A 24,588-nucleotide genomic window follows, 5' to 3' on the forward strand; every position below is an offset into this window, starting at 1 on the left:
ATAGGTCGCCAATAAAAGCAACCTATCAAATCCATGATATAAAAGACTGAAAACATTTAAAATATATGAATAAATATGTACATTCATCTTATAATTATGGAAGATAAATAAATAAAAGATCATTAAGCTAATTTTAAATGTAAAATCGGGTAATCTCTACCTTGATTGTCTTTTTGAGATTCACTATATGCTTTAAAACCATTTTTAATATAAAATTTCAATGCATGTTGGTTATCTTTATTAACATCTACATATTGGATTTTATCTTCTTGAATCAGTGACTGAAGTATGATTGTACCGTAACCTTTATTAAAATGTTTAGGATCTATAAACAACATTTCCAAATTTTCATCATTAATTCCCGAAAAACCAATAACTTCTTTATCATAAAATCATAGATATGCATCTACATATTTTAAATAAGTTAGAAGGTCATTTTTTAATTGCATTCTATCTTCTTCTTTAAAAAAATCATGTGTTTTTACTACAGATTTCTCCCAAATTTTTAGTATTGTATTATAGTCTTTTTTCTTTTACTTTTATTAATCTCATGACACTCTCCTAACCACGAGGGGTAAAATCCTAAAAATTAAATGACTAACATCTAGGTACTGACTCTACCTTATTAGTTTAAATTAACTATCTATATTGTATATTACTATTCTATCATTATCACTTTGAAATATATGCTACAATAAACTCAACATACTATTAAAATAGGAGGAAGATCAATGACACAATACACATTTACACCTAAACATTTTAAAGCATTTGACGTTGAGGGTTTAGATGAACGAATGGAAGCTTTAAATAAATATATTAGACCTCAATTACATCAGTTAGGCGATTATTTTAGTGAGTATTTCACTTCTCAAACTGGAGAAACATTTTATGCACATGTTGCTAAACATGCGCGTAGAAGTGTTAATCCTCCTATAGATACCTGGGTCGCTTTTGCACCTAATAAACGTGGTTATAAAATGTTACCCCACTTCCAAATTGGCCTTTTTAGGGATCAATTATTTATCATGTATGGAATAATGCATGAAGGAAAAAATAAAGAAGAACGTGTTAAAGTTTTTGACAAACATTTTAATGCATTAAAACAACTTCCAAATGATTATCAAATTAGTTTAAATCACATGAAAAAAGATAAACAATATATCAAAGATTTAAGTGATACTGATTTACATCAAGCTATTGATCGTGTTAAAAATGTGAAAAAAGGAGAATTTTTTATAGCACGTACTTTAGCCCCTAGTGATGAACGATTAAAATCAGATGAAACATTTTTAGCTTTTATTAAAGAAACATTTGATGAATTCTTAAAATTATATGAATAAATACTATTCTTCGGCCTGGGACTTTACTAGAAGTCTCAGGTGTTTTTTATTTTATTGGTAATCACTCACTGTCTTGAAGATCCATCTAAATTCAGTAATATTCTTTTTTACAACATTTTTAGGTTGACCTAAAAATATATTTAGGTTAATATAATTAAAAAGATTTTAGGAGTGTATGAATGAATTATATGAGTGATAAAAAACAACGCAGCTTAGATGAAATTAATAATACAGTAGATTTTAGTAGTCATAAAAGTGCAAGCCAAAAATTTCTAGCTTTTTTAGGTCCAGGATTATTAGTAGCGGTAGGATATATGGACCCAGGTAACTGGATTACATCTATGCAAGGTGGAGCACAATTTGGCTATATCCTTCTTTTTATTATTTTAGTTTCTAGTTTATCTGCAATGCTTTTGCAAAGCATGACAGTGAGATTAGGTATTGCTACAGATATGGATTTAGCACAAATGACACGTTATTATTTAAATCGCCCGTTAGCAATTATGTTTTGGATAATAGCAGAACTAGCTATTATCGCTACAGATATTGCTGAAATTATCGGAAGTGCAATAGCTCTAGATTTATTGTTTAATATTCCTTTAATTATAGGTGCACTTATAACTGTTTTAGATGTTTTTCTTTTACTCTTTATTATGAAATTTGGTTTCAGAAAAATCGAAGCGATTGTCGGAACATTAATTTTTACTGTTCTAATTATTTTCTTATTCGAAGTATTTATTTCGTCACCTAAAGTGATTAATATTCTTAACGGTTTTATTCCTCATAAGGATATCGTTACAAATCACAGTGTGCTGTATATTGCTTTAGGGATTATCGGTGCTACAATTATGCCTCATAATCTCTATTTACATTCTTCGATTGTACAATCACGTAAATATGATAGAACTAATGAGAACGATAAGGCACAAGCAATAAAATATGCAACAATTGATTCTAATATACAATTAAGCATCGCTTTTATAGTAAATTGCTTGTTACTTATATTAGGTGCTGCACTATTTTATGGTGTTAATGCTGATAAATTAGGAGGATTTTATGATTTATATCATGCCCTTAAAACTCAGCCGCTTCTAGGGTCAGTACTTGGCAGTATCATGAGTACATTATTCGCTATTGCACTACTTGCATCTGGACAAAATTCTACAATCACTGGAACACTCTCAGGTCAAATTGTTATGGAAGGATTTTTAAGATTATCAATTCCAAATTGGTTAAGACGATTAATAACTAGAGGTTTAGCTGTCATTCCTGTTATAATTTGTTTAATTGTATTTAAAGGTAATGAAAATAAAATGGAACAACTTTTAGTACTTTCTCAAGTATTTTTAAGTATCGCTTTACCGTTTTCACTCATTCCTTTACAACTTGCAACAAGCAACAAAAAATTAATGGGCCCTTTTTATAATAAAAACTGGATTAACTTTTGTTCTTGGAGTTTAATTATTATTCTAAGCCTACTTAATGTTTATTTAATTATCGAAACATTTAAAGAATTTTTTGCATAAAATAAAACTATTGTTAAGGTATTGAACATGATATCTTAACAATAGTTTTTCTCTGTATTCTTTTAATTCATTATAACTTCCATAATATCATTGCAAACCACACTATATTAAACTTTCATATCAATGTCATAATATGAATAGTATAGATTTAATTTTTAATATTAATGTAGGTTTTACAAATACTCCAATAGAACTGATTATTGCGACTATATCATTTCAATGATGTATGCATTTATTTTAATTGATATCCTTCTATTATTAAATACTTATCCAATTTTATTTTTATTAACGATAAATAAACTCCCAAGCAATTTAATTCAAATTGCTTGGGAGCTATACGTAAAACTAATAACCTTCAATTATTCTTGATCAACTGAGTGTTTCTCTTTGTTTTCTTCTTTATTTAAAATTTGCTTACGTTCTTCATAATTCATTCGACGTTGATTAACAGCACTTGGCTGATTCTTTCTTTTTTCTTTCATACGTTGATTATAAGCTTTACGTTTTTCTTTTTTCTTAGCACGTAATTCCGCTTTTTCTCTTTTACGTTGTGCTTTTTGTTCTTTCTTATCAATATATAAGTCTTTTTCTACATTATTTTCATTGAATATATTTTCATCATCATCATTAACTTCATTCGGCATACTATTTTTTGATTTATATTTATACTTTCTTTGTCTTGAAAGCACGCCAGAAGTATCATCATCATTTGAAGATTGTTGATATTCACTTGTTACAGCACGTTTAGGATATTGATTATATTTATCTTCCTCAATATCATCATTAAAATCTTGCTCATTATTATTTTGATTAATATGATTATAATCCTCATAATCATGTTCTCTTTCATTATAATAACTTGAAGGTTTACGACGAGTACGACGTTCTGATTTTTTAGTCTTACGAGGTGGTTCTATGTACTCTTCTTCATCATTATATTGAGTAGGTTCTTCTTCATAATAATATCTATCATCATAATCATCTCTTTGATTATAATAAGGGGGATAATCGTAAGTAGAACCATATGCTGGAACAGTTTCTAATTTACTTCTTCTTGCAAACATCATAATCGCTGTAATGAAGAAGAAGATTGGAATAATTAATGTAATAAATAATAACACTAAAGGCAAAGTAATAATGGAAGCAATTAAAAATAATATTCCAGATAAAATTCTAATATTCATAGAAATTAAAGCTAAAAATGAAATTAATAAACAAATGATAAAGTACACGATAATTGCCCAAATTCCATTTTGTAACCATATAACAAATTGAGTCGTATTTAGACTATTGTTAACTAGTATTTGTTGTATTAATTGATTATTATTCATGGAATTTTCAAGATTTTGAATAGATGTATCATTACTGAATGATACGAGTGCAATAAACATTGTAATAACCGTTAATATTAATAAGAAAATCCAACTAATCCAACCTAAAAGTTTCTCAGTTAAACGGCTCACAGGTCGTTTGATTTGTGTGTATCGTTCTCCTGACATTTATTACAACTCCTTAATTGACTTGTCAAATTATTATATCTAATTTATAGGAAAATAACTACTAATTATCACTTATTTTAACGACATTTTAAAATTCAAGAAACTTTCGTTATATTCTCCTAATGTTTTCTCCCCTAAATCTTTATAAACTTCTAATCGTTTTTGTTCTTTTTGAGTTGGATAAAAACGGTGATCATTTTTTATGTTATTAGGTAATAAATTTCTAGCCGCCTTATTCGGAGTAGCATACCCAACCCATTCTGTATTTTGTTTATTATTTTTAGCATCTAATAAAAAGTTAATAAATTGATATGCGCCTTCTTTATTTTGAGCAGTTTTAGGAATAACCATGTTATCAAACCATACATTCGAACCTTCTTTAGGAACCACATAATCATAAGTATCTCCCTCTTGAACAAGTGGTGCTGCTACACCACTCCATACTACAGCAATATGGCCTTCATTTTGTTGAAGCATCATAGTAATTTCATCGCCTACTACCCCTCTAACTTGAGGGGTAAGAGATTGTAAGTCTTGTTCTGCTTGCTTAATATGAACAGGATTGGAATCATTTAAGCTATAACCCAATTTATTTAAAGCTAATCCTATAATTTCTCTAGCCCCGTCAACAAGTAATATGTCATTTTTGTATTTAGACTGATATAAATTGTTCCAACTATCAAATTGTTCATTAGGATACGCTTTTTTATTGTATAGAATACCTACCGTTCCAAAAAAATAGGGTATTGAATAGGTATTTTGTGGATCATAAGCCATATTCATATAATCAGAATCCAAATTTTTAATATTGGGTATTTTCTGATGATCTAAAGGTTCTAATAAATGTTCTCTTTTTAATTTTTGAACAGTATATTCACTTGGAAATGCAACATCATAATGTGTACCACCATTTTTAATTTTTGCTTCCATGGCTTCATTCGAATCAAACGTTTCATAAACAACTTGTATACCTGTCTCTTTTTCAAATTTTTTTATTAAATCGGGATCAATGTATTCCCCCCAGTTATATACATAAACTTTTTTACCAGTTTTTGTATGATCTTGAGAATTAAACCAATGACTTATTCCTAAACATATCAATCCTACTACAATGGCACCGATAATTAACTGAAAAAATTGTTTCATTCTATTGCACCTCTTTTAGCACTTCTACGTTTTAATATATTTTGAAGTGCATAGTATCCAATAATACCTAGCACAATAGCTAAAAATAAGATTGTTGAAATAGCATTTATTTCCATACTGATACCTTTTCGAGCCATGGCATACACCTCTACTGATAAGACACTAAATCCATTACCTGTCACAAAAAAACTTACAGTAAAATCATCTAGGGAATAGGTAAGTGCCATAAAAAAGCCACCAATAATAGCAGGCATTAAGTTTGGTAAAAGTATACGTCCGAGTACTTGAGATTCTGTAGCGCCTAAATCACGAGCTGCATTTAACATATTATGATTCATTTCATATAGCTGTGGTAGCACAAGAATGACTACTATAGGTATACAGAATGCAATATGCGATGCTAATACTGTTCCAAATCCTAATCCTAATCCAAATATATGACCTAAAGCTGTGAACATAATTAAAAATGAGGCACCTATGACAACATCAGATGAAATCATTAGTACATTATTTAATGTAAGTAATGTCAATTTAAACTTCTTATTTCGCAAATAATAAATTGATATTGCTCCAAATGTTCCTATAATAGTAGATACTGCTGCGGATAGCAATGCAACTGCTATTGTATTGAATATTACAGACATTAAATGATCATCTTGAAATAAAGTTTGATAATGTTCTAATGTAAAATGTTCAAAATGTACCATATTTCCAGCTGAATTAAACGAATAAAACATTAAGAAAAAAATAGGAAGATATAATACAACAAGTAATATTCCTATATAAAGTTTTCCGTACCATTTCATTTAATTCACCCTCTTCCATTTGTTTCTTTAGATTTAGTAATAATTAAGATAAAGGCCATAAATACAATTAAAAAGATAGCTATTGTCGAACCCATTCCGTAGTTTTGAATAACTAAAAATTGTTCCTCAATAGATGTACCAATATTAATCACTTTATTTCCAGCTATCAGTCTAGTAATCATAAATAATGATAGTGCTGGTATAAATGTGACTTGAACACCTGTCATTATACCTTCTTTAGTCAAAGGAAGTATGATTTTACGAAAAGTAGTAAATGTATTTGCACCTAAATCACTTGAAGCTTGTAATAAATTATTAGGAATTGATTTCATGCTATTAAAAATAGGCAAAATCATAAATGGTATATAAATATAACTTGCAACAAGTAAAAACGCACCTGATGTAAACAACAAATTTAGGGGATCAATATGCATTATACCTAACATTTTATTAATCATACCTTCGTGACTTAAAATTCCAATAAAAGCATACGTTTTTAACAATAAATTAATCCATGTGGGTATGATTAATATAAGTAACCAAATATTTTGGAATTTTGAAGATCTAATAAAATAGGCTGCAGGATAACTTATAATTAGTGTAATGATTGTTATAAGTGTCGCATAAAAAATAGAATCCCACATCATTTTTAAATATTTCATTGAAAAAACTTGTCGATAATTTGTAAAACTAAAGTGACCATTTATATCGATAAATGAAAAATATACAAGTAATAGCACAGGAATAATAATAAAAATAATCATCCATAATAAATATGGAATGATGAGAAATTTATTTAAATTACGCATGTTCAATATCCTCATAACTTTCAATACGTTTATCAAATTCTTCTTCAGTTTCTCCAGGAACCATAATATGAATAGCTTCAGGTTCAAAAAACAAACCTACCTGACTTCCTATCGTTGTCTTTTTAGTAGATTGAATAACCCATTCATACCCTTTCTCATCAATACAACAAATTTCGTAATGTACACCTCTAAAAAGCATTGAATCGACAGTTGCAGTGAATAAACCTTGTGTCGATTCAACTAAAGAAATATCCTCTGGACGAATCACTACTTCAATTTTTTTCCCAGATGGAATCCGAGCATCAACACATTCAAAATCCTGACCATATATATTCACTACAAAATCTTTAACCATTGTGCCATCAACAATATTAGATTCTCCAATAAAATCAGCCACGAATCGATTCACTGGTTCATCATAAATATCTGTTGGTGTACCAAATTGTTGTATTTCACCATCTTTCATCACAAAAATATAATCACTAAGTGCCAATGCTTCTTCTTGATCATGAGTAACAAAAATAAAAGTGATGCCTAATCTTTTTTGTAACTCACGCAGTTCATATTGCATTTCAGTACGTAATTTTAAATCTAGTGCCGAAAGAGATTCATCTAATAATAAAATTTCAGGTTTATTTACAATAGCTCTGGCAATAGCGACTCTTTGTTTTTGTCCCCCACTCATTTCATCAATATGACGTTGTTCATAACCTGTGAGCTTAACAAGTTTTAATGCTTCTTTAACTTCCTTATCAATCTCTTGTTTAGAAAACTTTTTTAGTCTTAAACCAAAAGCAATATTCTCATATACATTTAAATGAGGAAATAAAGCATAATCTTGAAATACTGTATTTACTTTACGTTTATTTGCAGGTAATTTTTCGATAGACTGATTTTTATAAATAATTTGACCTTCATTAGGTTGTTCAAATCCTGCAATAAGCTTTAAAATCGTAGTTTTACCACAACCTGAGGGACCAAGTAACGTATAAAAATATCCCGATTCAATATCTAAGTTCATATTATTTAATATTGTTGTATCATTAAATTTCTTAGTAACTTTTTTAAAAGATAATAGTGATTCCAATCCATTTCCTCCTTTACAAATATGATGCTGTTGCTACAATTAGAATTTTAACTTCATTTTCTGAATGATTATGTAATTGATGTAATTCATTTGCTCTAAAATAAAGTACATCTCCCTCATAAGCTTGATAGCGCTCCTTACCTAACGTAAGTATTACACATCCCTCTAAACAATAAATAAAGGTATCAGATTCAGAAGGTTCAAAAGATTTGTACGATGATCCAGGCTTAATTGTTAATATAAGAGGTTCCATTTCATATTCATTTGAACTAGGTACAACCCAATTTAAAATATATCCTCTGTCATATTCATCATAAATAGTTCGTTCACTTTTTTTATATAATACTTTCTCTTTCGCTTTTTCTTTAAAAAAATCACTTGGTGTAGTACCTAATACTTCTAATATATTTAAAAATGTTTCCATACTTGGAGACGCATATTCACTTTCAATTTGTGAAATATATCCTTTTGATAAATCAGTTCGTTCCGCTAACTCTTCTTGAGTAAGATTTTTTTGACGTCTTAAATTTTTTAATTTATATCCAATCTGCATAACTAACCACCTAAAAAAGCTGTATATTGTTTACTATTATCAAACATTTTGTTTAATGCTTAATAAAAATAACAAAATACAGCTTTAAATTCAATAGGTATATTAAAAAATTGAGATTGAATTAGCAATCTTAATGTTTACTAAAATTTTCTCGATCAGGATGCTTTTTAACTTCTTGGATTACTTTATAGCTATTATAGCCACTTTTTTCTTCAAATTCTTTAAAAATTTGTTTTTCTTCAGCTTTACTTGGCACAATTTGTTTAAATTTTTTATATTGTTCCATTAACTCAGTACCTATTATAGACTTTTCATAATAGTTTTCGATTTGATTAAAAAATTTAATAACTTCAACCATTTCATCATTAGACCAATCTAAATCGAGTGGATATTGATATTCCATAGTTACCCTCCAAAATATAAACTTATTTCTATAAAAAAAGGTGGAACTAGATTCCTTATAAAAATCATAGTCCCACCGTAAATGGTTATTTCAATTATTTCAATTAAATACGTCGATTTAATTCACAATTATTTCAAAAGGAAATTACATAGTATGGATTGGTAATCCAATAGCTTTTTCAGCAACTTCCATAGTCATTTCACCTAATGTTGGGTGAGCATGAACAGTTAATGCGATATCTTCAGCATTCATGCCTGCTTCGATAGCTAAACCTAATTCAGAAATAATATCAGAAGCACCATTACCTGCTACTTGAGCACCAATAACTGTGTCATCTTCTTTTAATGTAATTAATTTAACGAAACCAGTTGTATCATCTAATGATAAAGCACGTCCGTTAGCAGCATAAGGGAATTTAGATGCTTTGAAATCTAAACCTTCTTCTTTAGCTTGAGCTTCAGTATAGCCAACTTGAGCTAATTCTGGTTCAGTGAAGCATACAGCAGGCATACCAATGTAATCAACTTCTGATGCTTGACCTGAGATTACTTCTGCAGCTACTTTACCTTCATAACTTGCTTTGTGTGCAAGTGGTAAACCAGGTACGATATCACCAATTGCGTAGATGTTTTTAATAGAAGTACGACTTTGTTTGTCTACTTCTAATAATCCACGATCAGCAAATTTAAGACCTAATTCTTCTAAGCCTAATTCGTCTGTATTTGGACGACGACCTACAGTTACTAATACATAATCAGCTTCAATTGTTTTTTCTTCACCTTTAGCTTCGTAAGTAACTTTAACACCGTTTTCAGTTTCTTCAGCGTTTTTAGCCATAGCTTCAGTGATAATTTCAACGCCTTTTTCTTTCATACCTTTTTTAACAGGTTGAACCATTTGTTTTTCGAAACCGCCAAGAATTTCTTTAGCACCTTCTAAAATTGTAACTTCAGAACCGAAGTTAGCAAAGGCAGTACCAAGTTCTGAACCAATATAACCGCCACCGACAACTACTAATTTACCAGGAACTTCTTGTAAGTTTAAAGCGCCTGTTGAATCGATAACGCGTTTACCAAATTCAAAATTAGGAATTTCAATTGGTCTTGAACCAGTTGCAATAATAGCATTTTTGAAGTTATACGTTTGAGCACTTTTCTCATCCATAACACGTAAACTATTTTCATCTACGAAATAAGCTTCACCACGAACGATGTCAACTTTATTACCTTTTAATAAACCTTCAACACCGCCAGTTAATTTATTAACAACTGATTGTTTAAATTCTTGAACTTTATCAAATTTAAGTGATACGCTTTCAGCTATAATCCCTAAATTTTCAGAGTGTTGAGCTTCTACGAAACGATGAGAAGCATGTAATAACGCTTTTGAAGGAATACATCCAACGTTTAAGCACACACCACCTAAGTCACCTTTTTCAACAATAGTAACTTTTTGCCCTAATTGAGCTGCACGAATTGCAGCAACATATCCACCAGGACCTGCTCCGATTACAATAGTATCTGTTTCAATTGGGAAATCTCCAACTACCATGTTTTACCCCTCCATTAATAATAATTCTGGATTATTTAATAAGCGTTTGATATGATTCATAGCATTTTGACCAGTTGCACCATCAATTTGTCTGTGGTCAAAGCTTAATGATAATGCTAATACTGGAGCTGCTACAATTTCACCATCTTTAACAATAGGTTTTTGAGCAATACGTCCAATACCTAAAATAGCTACTTCTGGGTGATTGATAACTGGAGTGAACCATTGTCCACCAGCTGAACCGATGTTACTAATTGTACATGTAGCACCGCTCATTTCTTGAGATGTTAATTTACCATCACGAGCTTTAACAGCTAATTCATTGATTTCATCTGAGATTTGGAAAATAGATTTACGATCTGCATTTTTAACTACAGGTACTAATAAACCTCTTTCAGTATCTGCAGCGATACCGATATTCCAGTAATGTTTGTGTACAATTTCACCAGCTTCTTCATTAAATGATGTATTAAGTGCTGGGTATTTTTTAAGTGCAGAAACAAGCGCTTTAACAACATATGGTAAGAATGTTAATTTAATACCTTGTTCAGCTGCAACTTCTTTGAATTTTTTACGGTGATCCCATAATTCTTGAACATCAATTTCATCCATTAATGTTACGTGTGGAGCAGTGTGTTTTGAGTTAACCATTGCTTTAGCAATTGCTTTACGCATAGCAGGGATTTTTTCTGTAGTTTCAGGGAAGTCTCCTTCAGGTACTGATTGAGTTTGAACTGCAGAAGTATCTTCTGATGTTGAAGCAGCTGCACTTTCATTTGAAGCTGTTGCTGCTTGAGCACCGCCACCATTTAAGTGGTTATCGATGTCTTCTTTAGTAATACGTCCATTTTTACCTGAACCAGAAACTGCTTTAATGTTCACGCCTTTTTCACGTGCATATTTACGTACAGATGGCATTGCTTTAATTCGTCTATTTTCGTCTACTTTTTCATCTTGTGATGTTGAAGCTGCTGGAGTTTCTTCAGTTTTAGCTTCTTCTTTTGCAGGTTCTTCTTCTTTAGATGAAGCATCGTCATCATCATGACCTTTAAATTGCATTTCTTCTGCATCTGGTGCGTCAATTTTAACAATGACATCACCTACAACTGCTACAGTGCCTTCTTCAACTACTACTTCTTCAATTGTACCGCTTACAGGAGATGGGATTTCTACTACAGATTTATCATTTTGAACCTCTGCTAATACGTCATCCTCTTCAATTGTATCTCCGGCTGAAACAAACCACTTAACGATTTCACCTTCGTGGATACCTTCACCAATGTCGGGTAGTCTAAATTCAAATGCCACGTTCTTATCCTCCTAAGATTTAAATATTTATTATTTAAATAAATTTATAACATAGAGGAAGGACAGAATAATATGTCGTGTCTGTTAACACTTTATCATTTTGTCCTACGTCTCTAGTTTACAATTAATTATATATACATAAAATAAATAGAAAATACTTATTTTAAATATATAGATTCATATATAGCTTACTGTTTTGTATATACTATTAGAATTCTAAAGTAGCTTTAGCTTGTTCAATAATATCATTTTTATTTGGTAACCAAACGTTTTCAGCTTGAGTAAATGGATATACAGTATCAGCAGCAGCAACACGTGCAATTGGAGCTTCTAATGAAAGAATAGCACGTTCAGCTAATTCAGCTGCTACAGTAGCACCAACACCAGCTTGACGTTGAGCTTCTTGAACAACTACTGCACGACCAGTTTTTTCAACTGATGCAACTAATGTATCAATATCGATTGGTTGAACTGTACGTAAATCGATAACTTCTACAGAGTAACCTTCTTTTTCAAGTTCTTCTGCAGCTTTTTCAGATTCTTGTACCATTGCACCGTATGCAATTAATGTAATGTCATTACCTTCTTTTTTGACATTTGCTTTACCAATTTCAATTGTATATTCTTCTTCAGGAACTTCTTCACGGAATGAACGATATAATTTCATGTGCTCTAAATATACAACTGGATCGTTTGATCTAATTGATGAAAGTAATAAACCTTTAGCATCATAAGGACCAGATGGAATAACTACTTTAATACCTGGTGATTGAGCTAAAATACCTTCTAAGTTATCTGCGTGTAATTCTGGAGTGTGTACCCCACCACCAAATGGTGTACGAATTGTTACAGGAGCAGTTTTAGAACCACCTGAACGGAAACGCGTACGAGCGATTTGACCAGCAACTTCGTCAAACACTTCAAATACGAATCCTAAGAATTGAATTTCCATTACAGGACGGAAACCTTCTACAGTTAAACCAAGAGCTAAACCACCAATACCAGATTCAGCTAATGGTGTGTCGAATACACGGTCTTCACCGAATTCTTTTTGTAAACCTTCAGTAACACGGAATACACCGCCGTTAACACCAACGTCTTCACCGAAAATTAAAACGTTTTCGTCATTTTGCAATTCAGTTTTAAGCGCATTGTTAATCGCTTGAACCATTGTCATTTGTGCCATGGCTTATTTCGACTCCTTCTCTTTGTAAATTTCATATTGTTCAGCTAAATTTTGAGGCATATCTTCATACATGATATCCATTAAATCAAGAACAGTTTGTTTTGGAGTATTGTCAGCCTCTTTAATTGCTTTCTTGATGTCGTCTTTAGCACGTTCAATAACTTCGTTTTCTTTCTCTTCGCTCCATAATCCTTTATTTTCTAAGAATTTTCTGAAACGAACTAACGGGTCTTTTTTCTCCCACTCTGCATCTTCATCTGAAGTTCTGTAACGAGTTGGATCATCTCCAGCCATTGTATGTGGACCATAACGATAAGTCATAGTTTCGATTAATGTTGGACCTTCACCATTAATTGCGCGATCACGAGCTTCTTTAGTAGCTTGATATACAGCTAATGCATCCATACCATCAACTTGGATACCAGGGATACCTACTGCAATTGCTTTTTGAGCTAATGTAGTAGCAGCTGTTTGTTTACTACGTGGAGTAGAAATAGCATAGTTATTGTTTTGGATAACAAAGATTGCTGGTGCTTTATAAGCAGAAGCAAAGTTAATACCTTCGTAGAAATCACCTTGTGAAGAACCACCATCACCAGTGTAAGTGATAGCAACTGCTTTTTTACCACGTTTTTTAATACCGAATGCCACACCAGCTGTTTGGATATATTGTGCACCGATAATGATTTGTGGACTGAATGCGTTTACGCCTTCAGGGAATTGGTTACCTTTAAAGTGACCTCTTGAGAATAAGAAAGCATCAGTTAACGGTAAACCGTGCCAAATAAGTTGTGGTACATCACGGTAACCAGGTAAAATGAAGTCTTCTTTTTCTAAAGCATATTGAGAAGCTAATTGAGATGCTTCTTGTCCTGCTGTTGGAGCATAGAAACCTAAACGACCTTGTCTATTTAAAGAAATAGAACGTTGGTCAAGAATACGTGTCCACACCATTCTTTCCATTAATTCTACTAATTGTTCATCAGTTAAATCAGGTACTAAGTCTTCATTTACGACATTACCATCTACGTCCAAAATTTGAACCATTTCAAATTTCGACTGAGTATCATTTAATACTTTTACTGCATCGAATTGGGCTTGTAACTTAGGAGCCATTCAATTCACCATACCTTTCCCATATAATAGAAATTCATTTTATCCACTCATAGTGTACCACAATTATTTTAGACTGTTAAACATTTTCATAAAGTTCTGTATTACTAAAAAAAGATACAGTCTGAGAAACTGTATCAATGTAACAATTAACACTGTATTAGTGATGTTAAGAGATTAAATGATCGACGTCTTGTTTTTCTTTATTAACTGTATTCATTGCCTTAGCATAAGCCTGGAATTTTTTCTTAAAGTTTTCTTGAGCTTTATTAAGCGCATTGTTTTTTTCGTCTACTTGAGATTGTGTTACTCCATCTTGTTTGACTAATTCAAATAAATCTTTTTCTTTACTTAATACATTTCTATAAGCCTTAGCATAGTCGTCATGTGTTTTATATTTGTTTTTTATAGCATCGTCAAGTTGTTTAACTTCTTTTCTTTTATTATCATTTTTAATATCGTTAATATGAGAATCGCCTTTTTTAAATTGCTTTTCGGAATTTTTTAAAATTGAAACTTCCTTATCAAAGGTTTTTTCTCGTTTATCAATATTATCAAGTACATCGTCAGCTGCTTTACTACGTGTATTACTGTCATTGCTATTTGCTTTTTTATACAAACCTTGTTTCTTTTCTTCAAGTGAATTTAGTTTTTTACTAACCTCATTTATAGATTGTTCTTTATCAAATGCTTTTTGAACATTCTCGTCATAAGCTTTTACCTCTTTTTTATCAGTTGTACAACCAGCTAATAAAAGTGTAGAGGCAGCTGCAACAACTATGGTTTTACGTAATTTCATTAATGTCATTCCTCCTCATAGTGTTTCGATTGTAATATTATATAAAGATAGTTTATAAATCAAATGAAACTATATAATGTACGTAAATGTATATTATCTGTTATATTTTATATTATATAAGGAAGGTGTATAACATGTTAACAATGAAAGATATTATTAGAGATGGACATCCTACGTTACGCGAAAAAGCAAAAGACGTGAATTTACCTCTTTCTGAAGAAGATAAAAATACTTTGCGTGATATGCGTGAATTTTTAATTAATAGTCAAGATGATGAAATTGCTAAAAAATACGGTCTACGCTCTGGAGTAGGTTTAGCTGCACCACAAATTAATATCTCAAAAAAAATGATAGCTGTGTATTTACCTGACGACGGGGAAGGTAAATCTTACGACTATATGTTAGTCAATCCTAAAGTAATTAGTCATAGTGTCCAACACGCTTATTTACCTACTGGTGAGGGGTGTTTAAGCGTAGATGAAAATATACCTGGTTTAGTTCATCGTCATTATAGAACAACAATTAAAGCTTATGATATTGACGGTAATGAAGTTAAATTACGTTTAAAAGGTTATCCAGCAATTGTATTTCAACATGAAATTGATCATTTAAACGGTATTATGTTCTACGATTATATCGATAAAGATCATCCTCTTACTCCATTACCAGACTCAGTTGAAGTTTAATATTCAAGCCTAATGCATTTTTACATTATTGTAATAAATGTGTTAGGCTTTTCTTTTTTTATTCAATTTCCTACTACTTTTACTACATATAAACTGCTTTATTTATTCTGATACATAAGGTAAAATAAAAGTTAACTGAAATCATAGTAAATTACTATCTTTCAAAAATGAACGACATGTATGATTTGCCTTTAAGCACAGTAAAATAAATATTATTTTATATTAAAAATTTAAAATACCTGTTATGTGGCATTCACGTTAGATGTGAAAATAAATAAACATGTATATTTTATTTATTTTCTACTTGTGCTCATAAGACAATAAATAGACATTTATTTAGGAGGAAATATATATCATGGCAGTATTTAAAGTATTTTTTCAACATAATAAAGACGAAGTAATTGTTCGTGAGAACACAAATACAATTTATGTTGAAGGTGAAACTGAAGAACAAGTAAGACGTTATTTAAAAGATCGCAATTATAATATCGAGTTTATTACTAAATTAGAGGGCGCACATTTAGAATATGAAAAAGAACATTCTGATCACTTTAATGTGGAGAACGCTCAATAATGAAACAATTACATTCTAATGAAGTAGGTGTATATGCTCTAGGCGGCTTAGGTGAGGTTGGTAAAAACACTTATGCTGTGGAGTATAAAGATGAAATTGTTATCATTGATGCTGGAATTAAATTCCCTGATGATAATTTATTAGGTATAGACTACGTTATTCCTGATTATACCTACTTAGAACAAAATCAAGATAAAATTGTTGGTTTGTTTATTACTCATGGACATGAAGACCATATAGGTGGTGTGCCCTACCTATTAAAGCAAATTAATGTGCCTATTTATGGTGGCCCTTTAGCTTTAGGTTTAATACGCAATAAATTAGAAGAACACAATTTACTGCGTAATGCTAGTTTAAATGAAATTACAGAAGATAGTGTTATAAAATCTAAACATTTTGAAATTTCTTTTTACTTAACTACGCATAGTATCCCGGAAGCATATGGTGTTGTTGTTGACACACCTGAAGGTAAAATTGTCCATACTGGTGACTTCAAATTTGATTTTACCCCTGTTGGTGCGCCTGCAAATATCGCAAAAATGGCAGAGCTTGGTAAAGAAGGCGTATTATGCTTGTTATCTGACTCTACAAATGCGCTAGTTCCTGATTTCACATTAAGTGAACGTGAAGTTGGACAAAATGTCGATAAAATTTTCCGTAACTGTAAAGGTCGTATTATTTTCGCAACCTTTGCATCAAACATCTATCGTGTTCAACAAGCGGTGGAAGCAGCAATTAAATATAATCGTAAAATTGTAACTTTTGGTCGTTCAATGGAAAATAATATTAAGATTGGTATGGAGCTTGGTTATATCAAAGCACCCCCCGAAACATTTGTTGAGCCTAACAAAATTAATAATATTCCTAAACACGAGTTACTTATTTTATGCACTGGCTCTCAAGGTGAACCAATGGCTGCACTTTCGCGTATCGCTAATGGTACACACAAACAAATTAAAATTATACCTGATGATACTGTAGTATTCAGTTCTTCTCCTATTCCAGGGAATACTAAAAGCATCAATCGTACAATTAACGCATTATATAAAGCTGGTGCTGATGTTATTCACAGTAAGATTTCTAACATTCATACATCAGGACATGGTTCCCAAGGCGACCAACAGTTAATGCTTCGTTTAATTCAACCTAAATACTTCTTACCTATTCATGGTGAGTATCGCATGCTAAAAGCTCATGGTCAAACAGGTATTGATTGTGGTGTTAAAGAAGAAAATGTCTTTATTTTTGATATTGGTGATGTCTTAGCTTTAACACACGATTCTGCGCGTAAAGCTGGTCGAATTCCATCTGGTAATGTATTAGTTGATGGAAGTGGCATCGGTGATATTGGTAATGTTGTCATTCGGGATCGTAAATTATTATCTGAAGAAGGATTGGTTATTGTTGTAGTAAGTATTGATTTTAATACAAATAAACTTCTTTCAGGTCCAGATATTATTTCACGTGGTTTTGTTTATATGCGTGAATCTGGCCAATTAATTTATGATGCACAACGAAAAATTAAAACGGATGTTATTTCAAAACTAAATTCAAATGATGATATTCAATGGCATCAAATTAAATCTTCAATCATTGAAACGTTACAGCCATATTTATATGAAAAAACTGCTCGTCGTCCAATGATTTTACCAGTAATTATGAAAGTAAATGAAGAATAAAAAAACACGGTATTTCTTAAGAAATACCGTGTTTTTTTTATCTTACTATTTTTTTCTCAAAACGATTTAAATCATTATCGTGTCCAATCATTATCATAATATCTCCAATTTCAATATTCATATTTGGATCTGGTGACACAATGATTTCTCGACCTCTTTTTATTGCAATAATATTAATACCGAATTGTGCTCGAATATCTAAATCTCTGATTGTTTGACCAGTTAATTTTTCGCTTACTTTTAACTCCACTAATGAATGCTCATCTGCGAGTTCGAGATAGTCTAGTACACTTGCACTTGCTACATTATGTGCAATACGACGACCCATATCTCTTTCTGGATGTACCACAGTGTCGGCACCAATTTTATTCAAAATCTTTGCATGATAATCGTTTTGTGCTTTGGCCGTAACTTTTTTAACACCTAATTCTTTCAATATTAAAGTTGTTAATGTACTAGATTGAATATTCTCACCTATTGCTACAATGACATGATCAAAATTTCGTATACCTAAACTTTTCATTACCGCTTCATCTGTAGTGTCAGCTACAACAGCATGTGTCGCAATTTCACTATATTCATTTACTCGAGCTTCATCTCTATCAATAGCCATAACATCCATATCTAAAGCGTTTAACTCTCTTACAATACTTCCTCCAAAACGACCTAATCCTATTACTACATACTCTTTCTCCATGAATTCTGGAACTCCCATCTAAAAAATAAGAGCTAAAATGATAAGTTCATTTATATACTAGAAACTTATTCAAAGTTCTATAAATATAAATCACTCTCATTTCAGCTCCTCTCTTAATTTAAATTACTTTTTACCTTCCACATATTGTTTATCAAAAACGAATAATCTCAATAACAATATTAACGATGGAAGTAATAAAAGTAAACCTAAAATAAAGACGATCGTTAATGCTAAGCCCATTGATGAGTTTACACCTGAATCTGAAATTTTAATATATGGATAAAGAATATAAGGTAACTTACTCATACCGTAGCCGTAAAAAGCGAAAGCCATTTGTAAAATCACCATAATAAATGCTAAACCATGATACTTTTTAATCATATTTAAAATTCCTGCAATTAAGAAGAAAATAAAACTAATTGCAAACATCCACCAATAATGCGTAATTGCATTATAAAAGTGATTAGAGTTTTGTATTCTTAATGATAAGAATACAAATAATGAAATAATAATCATCGGTGGACCCCAGAACATAAACCATTGACGCATAAATTTATAAGCCACTTTATCTTTTGCTTTAGAAGCGTAATATGTTAAAAACCCTGATGATATATATAACACACTTACAATTGCTAAAAATACAACTGACCATGCAAAAGGACTTAATAGTAATTGTACCCAATCCAAATCAAAATGATTGCCTTGTTCATTAATGTATCCGCCTTCTGAGATAGTCAATACAGTTGCGAGTGCTGCGGGTATTAAAAGCCCAGTAATACCATATAAAAATATCCAAGGCAGTTTATTATCTTGTCCATAATGTTCAAAAGCATAAAAACTACTTCTAATAGAAATAAGAATTAAAGCGATTGAACCAGGAACTAATAACACTGTCCCTAAATAAAGAGCTGAATCTGGGAAAAATCCGACAAAACCTACAAAGAAAAATACAAAAAATACATTTGTTACTTCCCATACAGGATTTAAATATCTTTCTATAAGATGATTAATCTTTTTTTCTTCTCCCGTTAATTTTGTATGCAAAGTTAAAAATCCAGCACCAAAATCAATAGACGCTACGATAATATAACAAAATAGGAAAGTCCATAATACTGTAATACCTATGCAAGTATAATCCATTATTCTTGACCTCCAATCACTTTATCAATATCCTCGCGAGCTGGTTTATTTCTAAACATTCTCAATAATACATAAGCAGATGTAAAGAGAAGTACAAAATAAAGTAAACCGAATAAAATTGTTACTAATGTAATTCCTCCTGCCTGTGTAGCAGCTTGGCTAACACGCATGTAACCTCTAACAATCCATGGTTGACGTCCCATTTCAGTTAAGAACCAACCAAACTCTATAGCAAGCATTGAAGCAGGTCCTGTTAAAAGTACTGCATAAAGCATTACTTTTTTAGTTATAATAGGACGTAGTTTTTTTATCAATAATGCTAATATAAAAATGCCTGATACGATAAAACAAAAGATTCCCATAGCTACCATTAAATCAAAGAAATAATGAACGATTAATGGAGGTAAATCATTTTTAGGAAATTCATTTAAACCTTTTACTTTAGTATTAATATTATTATCAGCTAAAAAGCTCAGTAATCCAGGAATTTTTATAGCTCCTGAAACTTCTTGAGTGTTTTCATTTAAGACACCAAAAAATACTAAATCTGCTTTGGAATGTGTATCAAAATGCCACTCATATGCAGCTAATTTTTCTGGTTGTACTTTATGAAGAAACTTAGCAGACAAATCTCCCGCTAACATTGATAATAATGTTTGAATAAATCCAAGAATCATAGTCATTTTTAACGCTTTTTTATGATATGGCGCATCTTCACTATATTTATTTTTCAATAATTTAAATGCAGCAATTGCTGCCAAAATAAATGCCATCGTCATACCAGCTGTTGCAACAACATGAAATGCTCTAACTAAAAATGAAGAATTGAACATTGCTTCAAATGGTTGAACATTCACCATTTTACCTTTTTTCATTTCAAAACCTGCTGGAGTATTCATAAATGAGTTCACTGAAGTAATAAAGAACGCTGAGAATGAACCACCAATAATAACAGGTAAACTAATTAAAAAATGTATCCATTGATTTTTAAAACGATTCCATGTATACAGATAAATACTTAAAAAGATTGCTTCAAAGAAGAAAGCAAATGTTTCCATGAAAAGAGGAAGCGCGATAACATGGCCACCCATTTTCATAAACGTAGGCCAAACAAGTGAAAGTTGTAATCCAATAATTGTTCCAGTTACAACCCCAACTGCAACTGTAATCGTATACCCTTTTGACCAACGTTTTGCTAATGCTATATATTTAGGATCTTTCTTTTTGATCCCTAAAAACTCTGCGATTGCAAACATTAATGGCATTCCTACTCCAATAGTAGCAAAAATAATATGAACGCCTAATGTCATCCCTGTCAAAAAACGACTAATTTCGACAGAATTCATACTTAACCACCTTTTCTATAATTTAAAATTTAATCCTATAGATTTAAATTATATACCTAAACATTAGTAACTAAAATTTTTTTGTTTACTTTTTAATAGATAATTTAAATGGAATTCACATAAAATTCAAAATTTGCATTTTTTAATTACCTTATATATAGTAAGAAAAGTATAATTAAAAGGAGAATATGATTTATGTCTAAAATAATTATCTATACACAAGATGATTGTCCACCTTGTAATTTTATAAAAAATTATTTAACGGAACATCATATTAATTTTATTGAAAAAAATATTAAGCATCCTTCTTATCGTAATGAAATGTTAGAATATGATGCATTCTCTACACCATTTATCTTATTAAATGAGGAGCCTATGTATCATGTAGATTTAGAAAAAATCAACAGAATATTTGATATCCAACTGTAATACATAAAAAAAGAACCTGAGACATCATAAGTTGTCTCAGGTATTTTTAATATTATTTAGAAATGCGATGAACAAGTTCTTTAACTTCATCTTGTGTTGCACAATTAATGGCACGATTTGCTAATTCCGCCATTTCATTTTTACTTAAACCATTAATTTGTCTTCTAGCTTTAAGAATAGAGGTTGCACTCATAGAGAACTCATCTAATCCTAAACCTAATAATAATGGAATTGCTGTTTCATCGCCAGCCATTTCACCACACATACCAGTCCATTTACCTTCTTTATGAGAAGCTTCAATGACCTGTTTAACTAAACGTAAAATTGCTGGGTTATATGGTTGATATAAATATGAAACACGTTCAGACATACGGTCAGCTGCCATAGTATATTGAATTAAGTCATTAGTTCCTATACTAAAGAAATCTACTTCTTTAGCAAAGATATCAGCTAACGCAGCAGTAGAAGGAATCTCTACCATGATACCTACTTCGATATCATCAGCAACTTCTTGTCCTTCGCTAGTTAATTTATCTTTTTCTTCTAAAAGAATAGCTTTAGCATCTCTAAACTCTTTAATAGTGGCTACCATTGGGAACATAATATTTAATTTACCATAAGCAGATGCGCGTAATAACGCACGTAATTGTGTTCTGAAGATGTCTTGTTGATCTAAGCACAAACGAATTGCACGATAACCTAAGAATGGATTCATTTCTTTAGGTAAATTTAAATATGGTAATTCTTTATCTCCACCAATATCTAAAGTACGTACAACAACGCGTTTATCTTTCATAGTTTCTAAAACTTTTTTATACGCTTCAAATTGTTCGTCTTCAGTTGGCATTTGATCTCTACCCATATATAAAAATTCTGTTCTATAAAGACCAATTCCTTCAGCGCCATTTTCCATAACACCATATAAATCATCAGGTGTACCAATATTAGCAGCTAATTCTGCATGTTCACCGTCAACAGTTACAGTTTCGGCATCACGAAGTTTTTGTAATTCTTTTTTATCTTCAAAGAAACGCTCACGTTTATTTTGATAAGCAATGAGTTCGTCTTCAGTTGGATCTATGATAACGTCACCAGTAATACCGTCAACAATAACCATATCTCCTTGTTTTACTTCATGAGTAATCGATTTAGTACCAACCACGGCTGCAATTTCTAATGAACGGCTCATAATTGCAGAATGACTTGTACGTCCACCAATATTTGTAACAAAACCTTGAACAAACTCTTTGTTTAATTGTGCAGTATCAGATGGTGTTAAATCGTTTCCTATAATAACTACACTTTCATCAATCATACTAGGATTTGGTAACTCCACGCCTAAAAGATGAGCAAGTACACGCTTAGAAACGTCACGAATATCTGCTGCACGTTCTCTCATATATTCATTATCCATAGATTCAAAAATAGTAATGAATTGAGTCGTAACTTCATTTAATGCTTCTGGTGCATTGACTTTCTCATTCGCAATTTTATCTTCAATTGGCTGAATTAATTCTGGGTCATCAAGTACAAGTAAATGTGCATCAAAAATAGCAGCTTTATCTGCACCTAATGATTTTTCAGCATTATTTCTAATTTTTGTTAATTCAATTTTGGAAGCTTCTAAAGCATTTCTGAACTTTTTAATTTCAGCATCAGTATCAGTAATTTTCTCATTTGTAAATGATAAATCAGGTTCTACTAGTAAATATGCTTTGGCAATTGCAACTCCATCAGAAGCTGCAATACCTTTAATTAATTTAGACATAATTACTCTGTTAAACCTTCTTTTGATAAAACTTCACTGATAGCTTGAATTGCATCTTGTTCATCGCTTCCATCAGCATAGATAGTAATTTCAGCATCTTTACCTACACCTAAACTCATAACGCCCATAATTGATTTTAAATTTACTTTTTTACCGTTATATTCTAATTGAATATCTGAATCAAATTTAGATGCTGTTTGCACTAACATTGTAGCTGGACGTGCATGAATTCCAGTTTCGTCAACAATTACATATGATTTTTGTTCCATAATCTATTTCTCCTCCATAAGTTAGAAAATTAATTTTCTTATTATCTAACATAAAAATTCATACCCTAACACTACCAAAATATATAACTAAATTCAATTCTTATATAATTGAATTATTATCGAAAAATACACTTATGTTAATAAAGTAGCAGTCATTATATAAGTAATCAAACAAAGTTTGATTACTTAAAATGGGTATAGGTTGATGTTAGTCAATTTTCTAATGTTATATATAAATTCCTTCCCTTTTATTATACTACATTTTTAAAAAATTAAATAATATCACGTAAAACTTTTTCACATTTTTCTATATGATCTTGACCTAATTTATTCATAAAGTAGTAACTAATTGAAGCTGAAACAGCTTGTCCCACTATTGGGAACCATTTTGTTTGTTTTGCTGCTGTACGTTTAGCAACATCTCTAATGATTAGTTTCAAAGCACCACTAGTTACTTTTTCACCAATCATTGAACTACCTTGAATTGCTGCTGCTGATAAAATACGTTCTTTAACATCTTCACCAAGAGAATTGACTTGTTTTTGATCAAGACCATAAATTTTATTAATATCTTCAATAATATCTTTCATCAATTTGATATCTACACCAAAGTCTAATCCTGGAATTGGCACAACACTCATCCCTGAAGATAATAAAGATTTTTTCTTAACAACAGCTTTAGCTTTTTCTCTACGTTGTGCAATTTCTTCTTCATTTTTAGGTAAGATATCTTTTTCGTTAATTTCTTCTATATCTAAGACTTTTTTACCAACTTTATCAGTAACTCCATTTGTAATTTTATTAATAATACCCACTTACTGACTCACCTTTCGTTTTTCATAATATTTTCAATATACATTTAATACCCTAT

General features: G+C 30.9%; 24 protein-coding genes and 1 pseudogene. 6 read left to right on the forward strand and 19 right to left on the reverse strand.

Features of this window, described 5'->3' with window-relative positions:
- Positions 1 to 122: 122 nt before the first annotated feature.
- Positions 123 to 377, reverse strand: a pseudogene (locus tag NSU06_RS08110) (GNAT family N-acetyltransferase); the annotation flags it as partial.
- A 354-nt stretch (positions 378 to 731) separates the two neighbouring features.
- Here NSU06_RS08110 and NSU06_RS08115 point away from each other — a divergent pair.
- The gene (locus tag NSU06_RS08115) at positions 732 to 1,343 is read left to right on the forward strand and encodes a YktB family protein (protein ID WP_049382522.1); all 612 of its coding nucleotides are present in this window, start codon (positions 732 to 734) and stop codon (positions 1,341 to 1,343) included.
- Between the two features lie 179 nt (positions 1,344 to 1,522).
- Positions 1,523 to 2,869, forward strand: a complete 1,347-nt coding sequence (locus NSU06_RS08120) for an Nramp family divalent metal transporter (RefSeq protein ID WP_049382524.1) — start codon at positions 1,523 to 1,525, stop codon at positions 2,867 to 2,869.
- A 359-nt stretch (positions 2,870 to 3,228) separates the two neighbouring features.
- Here NSU06_RS08120 and auxB read toward each other — a convergent pair whose 3' ends face one another.
- From auxB to NSU06_RS08180, 12 genes are all read right to left on the reverse strand, one after another.
- On the reverse strand, positions 3,229 to 4,368 hold the full coding sequence (auxB, locus tag NSU06_RS08125; protein ID WP_049420387.1) for a lipoteichoic acid stability factor AuxB: 1,140 nt from the start codon (positions 4,366 to 4,368) through the stop codon (positions 3,229 to 3,231).
- A gap of 72 nt (positions 4,369 to 4,440) precedes the next feature.
- Complete coding sequence (locus NSU06_RS08130; protein WP_048762329.1) at positions 4,441 to 5,514, reverse strand: ABC transporter substrate-binding protein; 1,074 nt, start codon at positions 5,512 to 5,514, stop codon at positions 4,441 to 4,443.
- Positions 5,511 to 6,320: an ABC transporter permease gene (locus NSU06_RS08135; RefSeq protein WP_048762327.1), complete on the reverse strand. Its 810-nt coding sequence runs from the start codon at positions 6,318 to 6,320 to the stop codon at positions 5,511 to 5,513. Before NSU06_RS08135 ends, NSU06_RS08130 begins: the two co-directional genes overlap by 4 nt.
- 5 nt (positions 6,321 to 6,325) lie before the next feature.
- Positions 6,326 to 7,129: an ABC transporter permease gene (locus NSU06_RS08140; RefSeq protein WP_017175745.1), complete on the reverse strand. Its 804-nt coding sequence runs from the start codon at positions 7,127 to 7,129 to the stop codon at positions 6,326 to 6,328.
- Positions 7,122 to 8,216, reverse strand: coding sequence for an ABC transporter ATP-binding protein (locus tag NSU06_RS08145; RefSeq protein ID WP_017175746.1), 1,095 nt, complete (start codon positions 8,214 to 8,216; stop codon positions 7,122 to 7,124). The genes NSU06_RS08140 and NSU06_RS08145 overlap by 8 nt, the downstream gene beginning before the upstream one ends.
- A gap of 13 nt (positions 8,217 to 8,229) precedes the next feature.
- Positions 8,230 to 8,769: a helix-turn-helix domain-containing protein gene (locus tag NSU06_RS08150; RefSeq protein ID WP_017175747.1), complete on the reverse strand. Its 540-nt coding sequence runs from the start codon at positions 8,767 to 8,769 to the stop codon at positions 8,230 to 8,232.
- Between the two features lie 130 nt (positions 8,770 to 8,899).
- The gene (locus tag NSU06_RS08155) at positions 8,900 to 9,172 is read right to left on the reverse strand and encodes a UPF0223 family protein (RefSeq protein ID WP_048762325.1); all 273 of its coding nucleotides are present in this window, start codon (positions 9,170 to 9,172) and stop codon (positions 8,900 to 8,902) included.
- A gap of 144 nt (positions 9,173 to 9,316) precedes the next feature.
- On the reverse strand, positions 9,317 to 10,723 hold the full coding sequence (gene lpdA, locus NSU06_RS08160) for a dihydrolipoyl dehydrogenase (protein WP_002455496.1): 1,407 nt from the start codon (positions 10,721 to 10,723) through the stop codon (positions 9,317 to 9,319).
- A gap of 3 nt (positions 10,724 to 10,726) precedes the next feature.
- On the reverse strand, positions 10,727 to 12,031 hold the full coding sequence (locus NSU06_RS08165; protein WP_048762323.1) for a dihydrolipoamide acetyltransferase family protein: 1,305 nt from the start codon (positions 12,029 to 12,031) through the stop codon (positions 10,727 to 10,729).
- 208 nt (positions 12,032 to 12,239) lie between these two features.
- Positions 12,240 to 13,217, reverse strand: coding sequence for an alpha-ketoacid dehydrogenase subunit beta (locus NSU06_RS08170; RefSeq protein ID WP_002448131.1), 978 nt, complete (start codon positions 13,215 to 13,217; stop codon positions 12,240 to 12,242).
- A gap of 3 nt (positions 13,218 to 13,220) precedes the next feature.
- Positions 13,221 to 14,333: a pyruvate dehydrogenase (acetyl-transferring) E1 component subunit alpha gene (pdhA, locus tag NSU06_RS08175; protein WP_002448048.1), complete on the reverse strand. Its 1,113-nt coding sequence runs from the start codon at positions 14,331 to 14,333 to the stop codon at positions 13,221 to 13,223.
- 166 nt (positions 14,334 to 14,499) lie between these two features.
- A complete protein-coding gene (locus NSU06_RS08180; protein ID WP_017175751.1) occupies positions 14,500 to 15,129 on the reverse strand; it encodes a YkyA family protein in 630 nt (209 codons plus the stop codon).
- 134 nt (positions 15,130 to 15,263) lie between these two features.
- On the opposite strand from NSU06_RS08180, the gene def reads away from it, so the two are divergent.
- The 3 genes from def (at position 15,264) to rnjA (ending at position 18,068) form a co-directional block, all read left to right on the forward strand.
- The gene (gene def / locus NSU06_RS08185; RefSeq protein ID WP_002448106.1) at positions 15,264 to 15,815 is read left to right on the forward strand and encodes a peptide deformylase; all 552 of its coding nucleotides are present in this window, start codon (positions 15,264 to 15,266) and stop codon (positions 15,813 to 15,815) included.
- Between the two features lie 355 nt (positions 15,816 to 16,170).
- Positions 16,171 to 16,389: a DNA-dependent RNA polymerase subunit epsilon gene (locus NSU06_RS08190; protein WP_002448185.1), complete on the forward strand. Its 219-nt coding sequence runs from the start codon at positions 16,171 to 16,173 to the stop codon at positions 16,387 to 16,389.
- Positions 16,389 to 18,068, forward strand: a complete 1,680-nt coding sequence (rnjA, locus tag NSU06_RS08195) for a ribonuclease J1 (protein WP_002448244.1) — start codon at positions 16,389 to 16,391, stop codon at positions 18,066 to 18,068. The genes NSU06_RS08190 and rnjA overlap by 1 nt, the downstream gene beginning before the upstream one ends.
- Positions 18,069 to 18,105: 37 nt before the next feature.
- On the opposite strand, the gene NSU06_RS08200 is transcribed toward rnjA, so the two are convergent.
- From NSU06_RS08200 to NSU06_RS08210, 3 genes are all read right to left on the reverse strand, one after another.
- Positions 18,106 to 18,765, reverse strand: coding sequence for a potassium channel family protein (locus NSU06_RS08200; RefSeq protein ID WP_002448135.1), 660 nt, complete (start codon positions 18,763 to 18,765; stop codon positions 18,106 to 18,108).
- Between the two features lie 123 nt (positions 18,766 to 18,888).
- On the reverse strand, positions 18,889 to 19,905 hold the full coding sequence (locus NSU06_RS08205; protein WP_340779763.1) for a cytochrome d ubiquinol oxidase subunit II: 1,017 nt from the start codon (positions 19,903 to 19,905) through the stop codon (positions 18,889 to 18,891).
- Positions 19,905 to 21,251 (reverse strand): cytochrome ubiquinol oxidase subunit I, encoded by a 1,347-nt coding sequence (locus NSU06_RS08210; protein WP_017175753.1) that lies wholly within the window; start codon positions 21,249 to 21,251, stop codon positions 19,905 to 19,907. Before NSU06_RS08210 ends, NSU06_RS08205 begins: the two co-directional genes overlap by 1 nt.
- Positions 21,252 to 21,446: 195 nt before the next feature.
- Between NSU06_RS08210 and NSU06_RS08215 the strand changes: the two genes are divergently transcribed.
- Positions 21,447 to 21,680 carry a glutaredoxin family protein gene (locus tag NSU06_RS08215; protein WP_049382531.1) on the forward strand — a complete coding sequence of 78 codons (234 nt, stop codon included), beginning with the start codon at positions 21,447 to 21,449 and terminating at the stop codon, positions 21,678 to 21,680.
- A 52-nt stretch (positions 21,681 to 21,732) separates the two neighbouring features.
- Here the strand turns inward: NSU06_RS08215 and ptsP are convergent, their stop codons facing one another.
- From ptsP to NSU06_RS08230, 3 genes are all read right to left on the reverse strand, one after another.
- Entirely contained in the window at positions 21,733 to 23,448 is a 1,716-nt protein-coding gene (gene ptsP / locus NSU06_RS08220) for a phosphoenolpyruvate--protein phosphotransferase (RefSeq protein ID WP_049416172.1), read from the reverse strand.
- A gap of 2 nt (positions 23,449 to 23,450) precedes the next feature.
- On the reverse strand, positions 23,451 to 23,717 hold the full coding sequence (locus NSU06_RS08225) for a phosphocarrier protein HPr (protein WP_002448249.1): 267 nt from the start codon (positions 23,715 to 23,717) through the stop codon (positions 23,451 to 23,453).
- A gap of 272 nt (positions 23,718 to 23,989) precedes the next feature.
- Positions 23,990 to 24,532 (reverse strand): DUF697 domain-containing protein, encoded by a 543-nt coding sequence (locus NSU06_RS08230; protein ID WP_017175756.1) that lies wholly within the window; start codon positions 24,530 to 24,532, stop codon positions 23,990 to 23,992.
- Between the last annotated feature and the right edge of the window lie 56 nt (positions 24,533 to 24,588).

The organism is Staphylococcus sp. FSL W8-1270 (genome assembly GCF_038007165.1).
GTDB lineage: Bacteria > Bacillota > Bacilli > Staphylococcales > Staphylococcaceae > Staphylococcus > Staphylococcus hominis.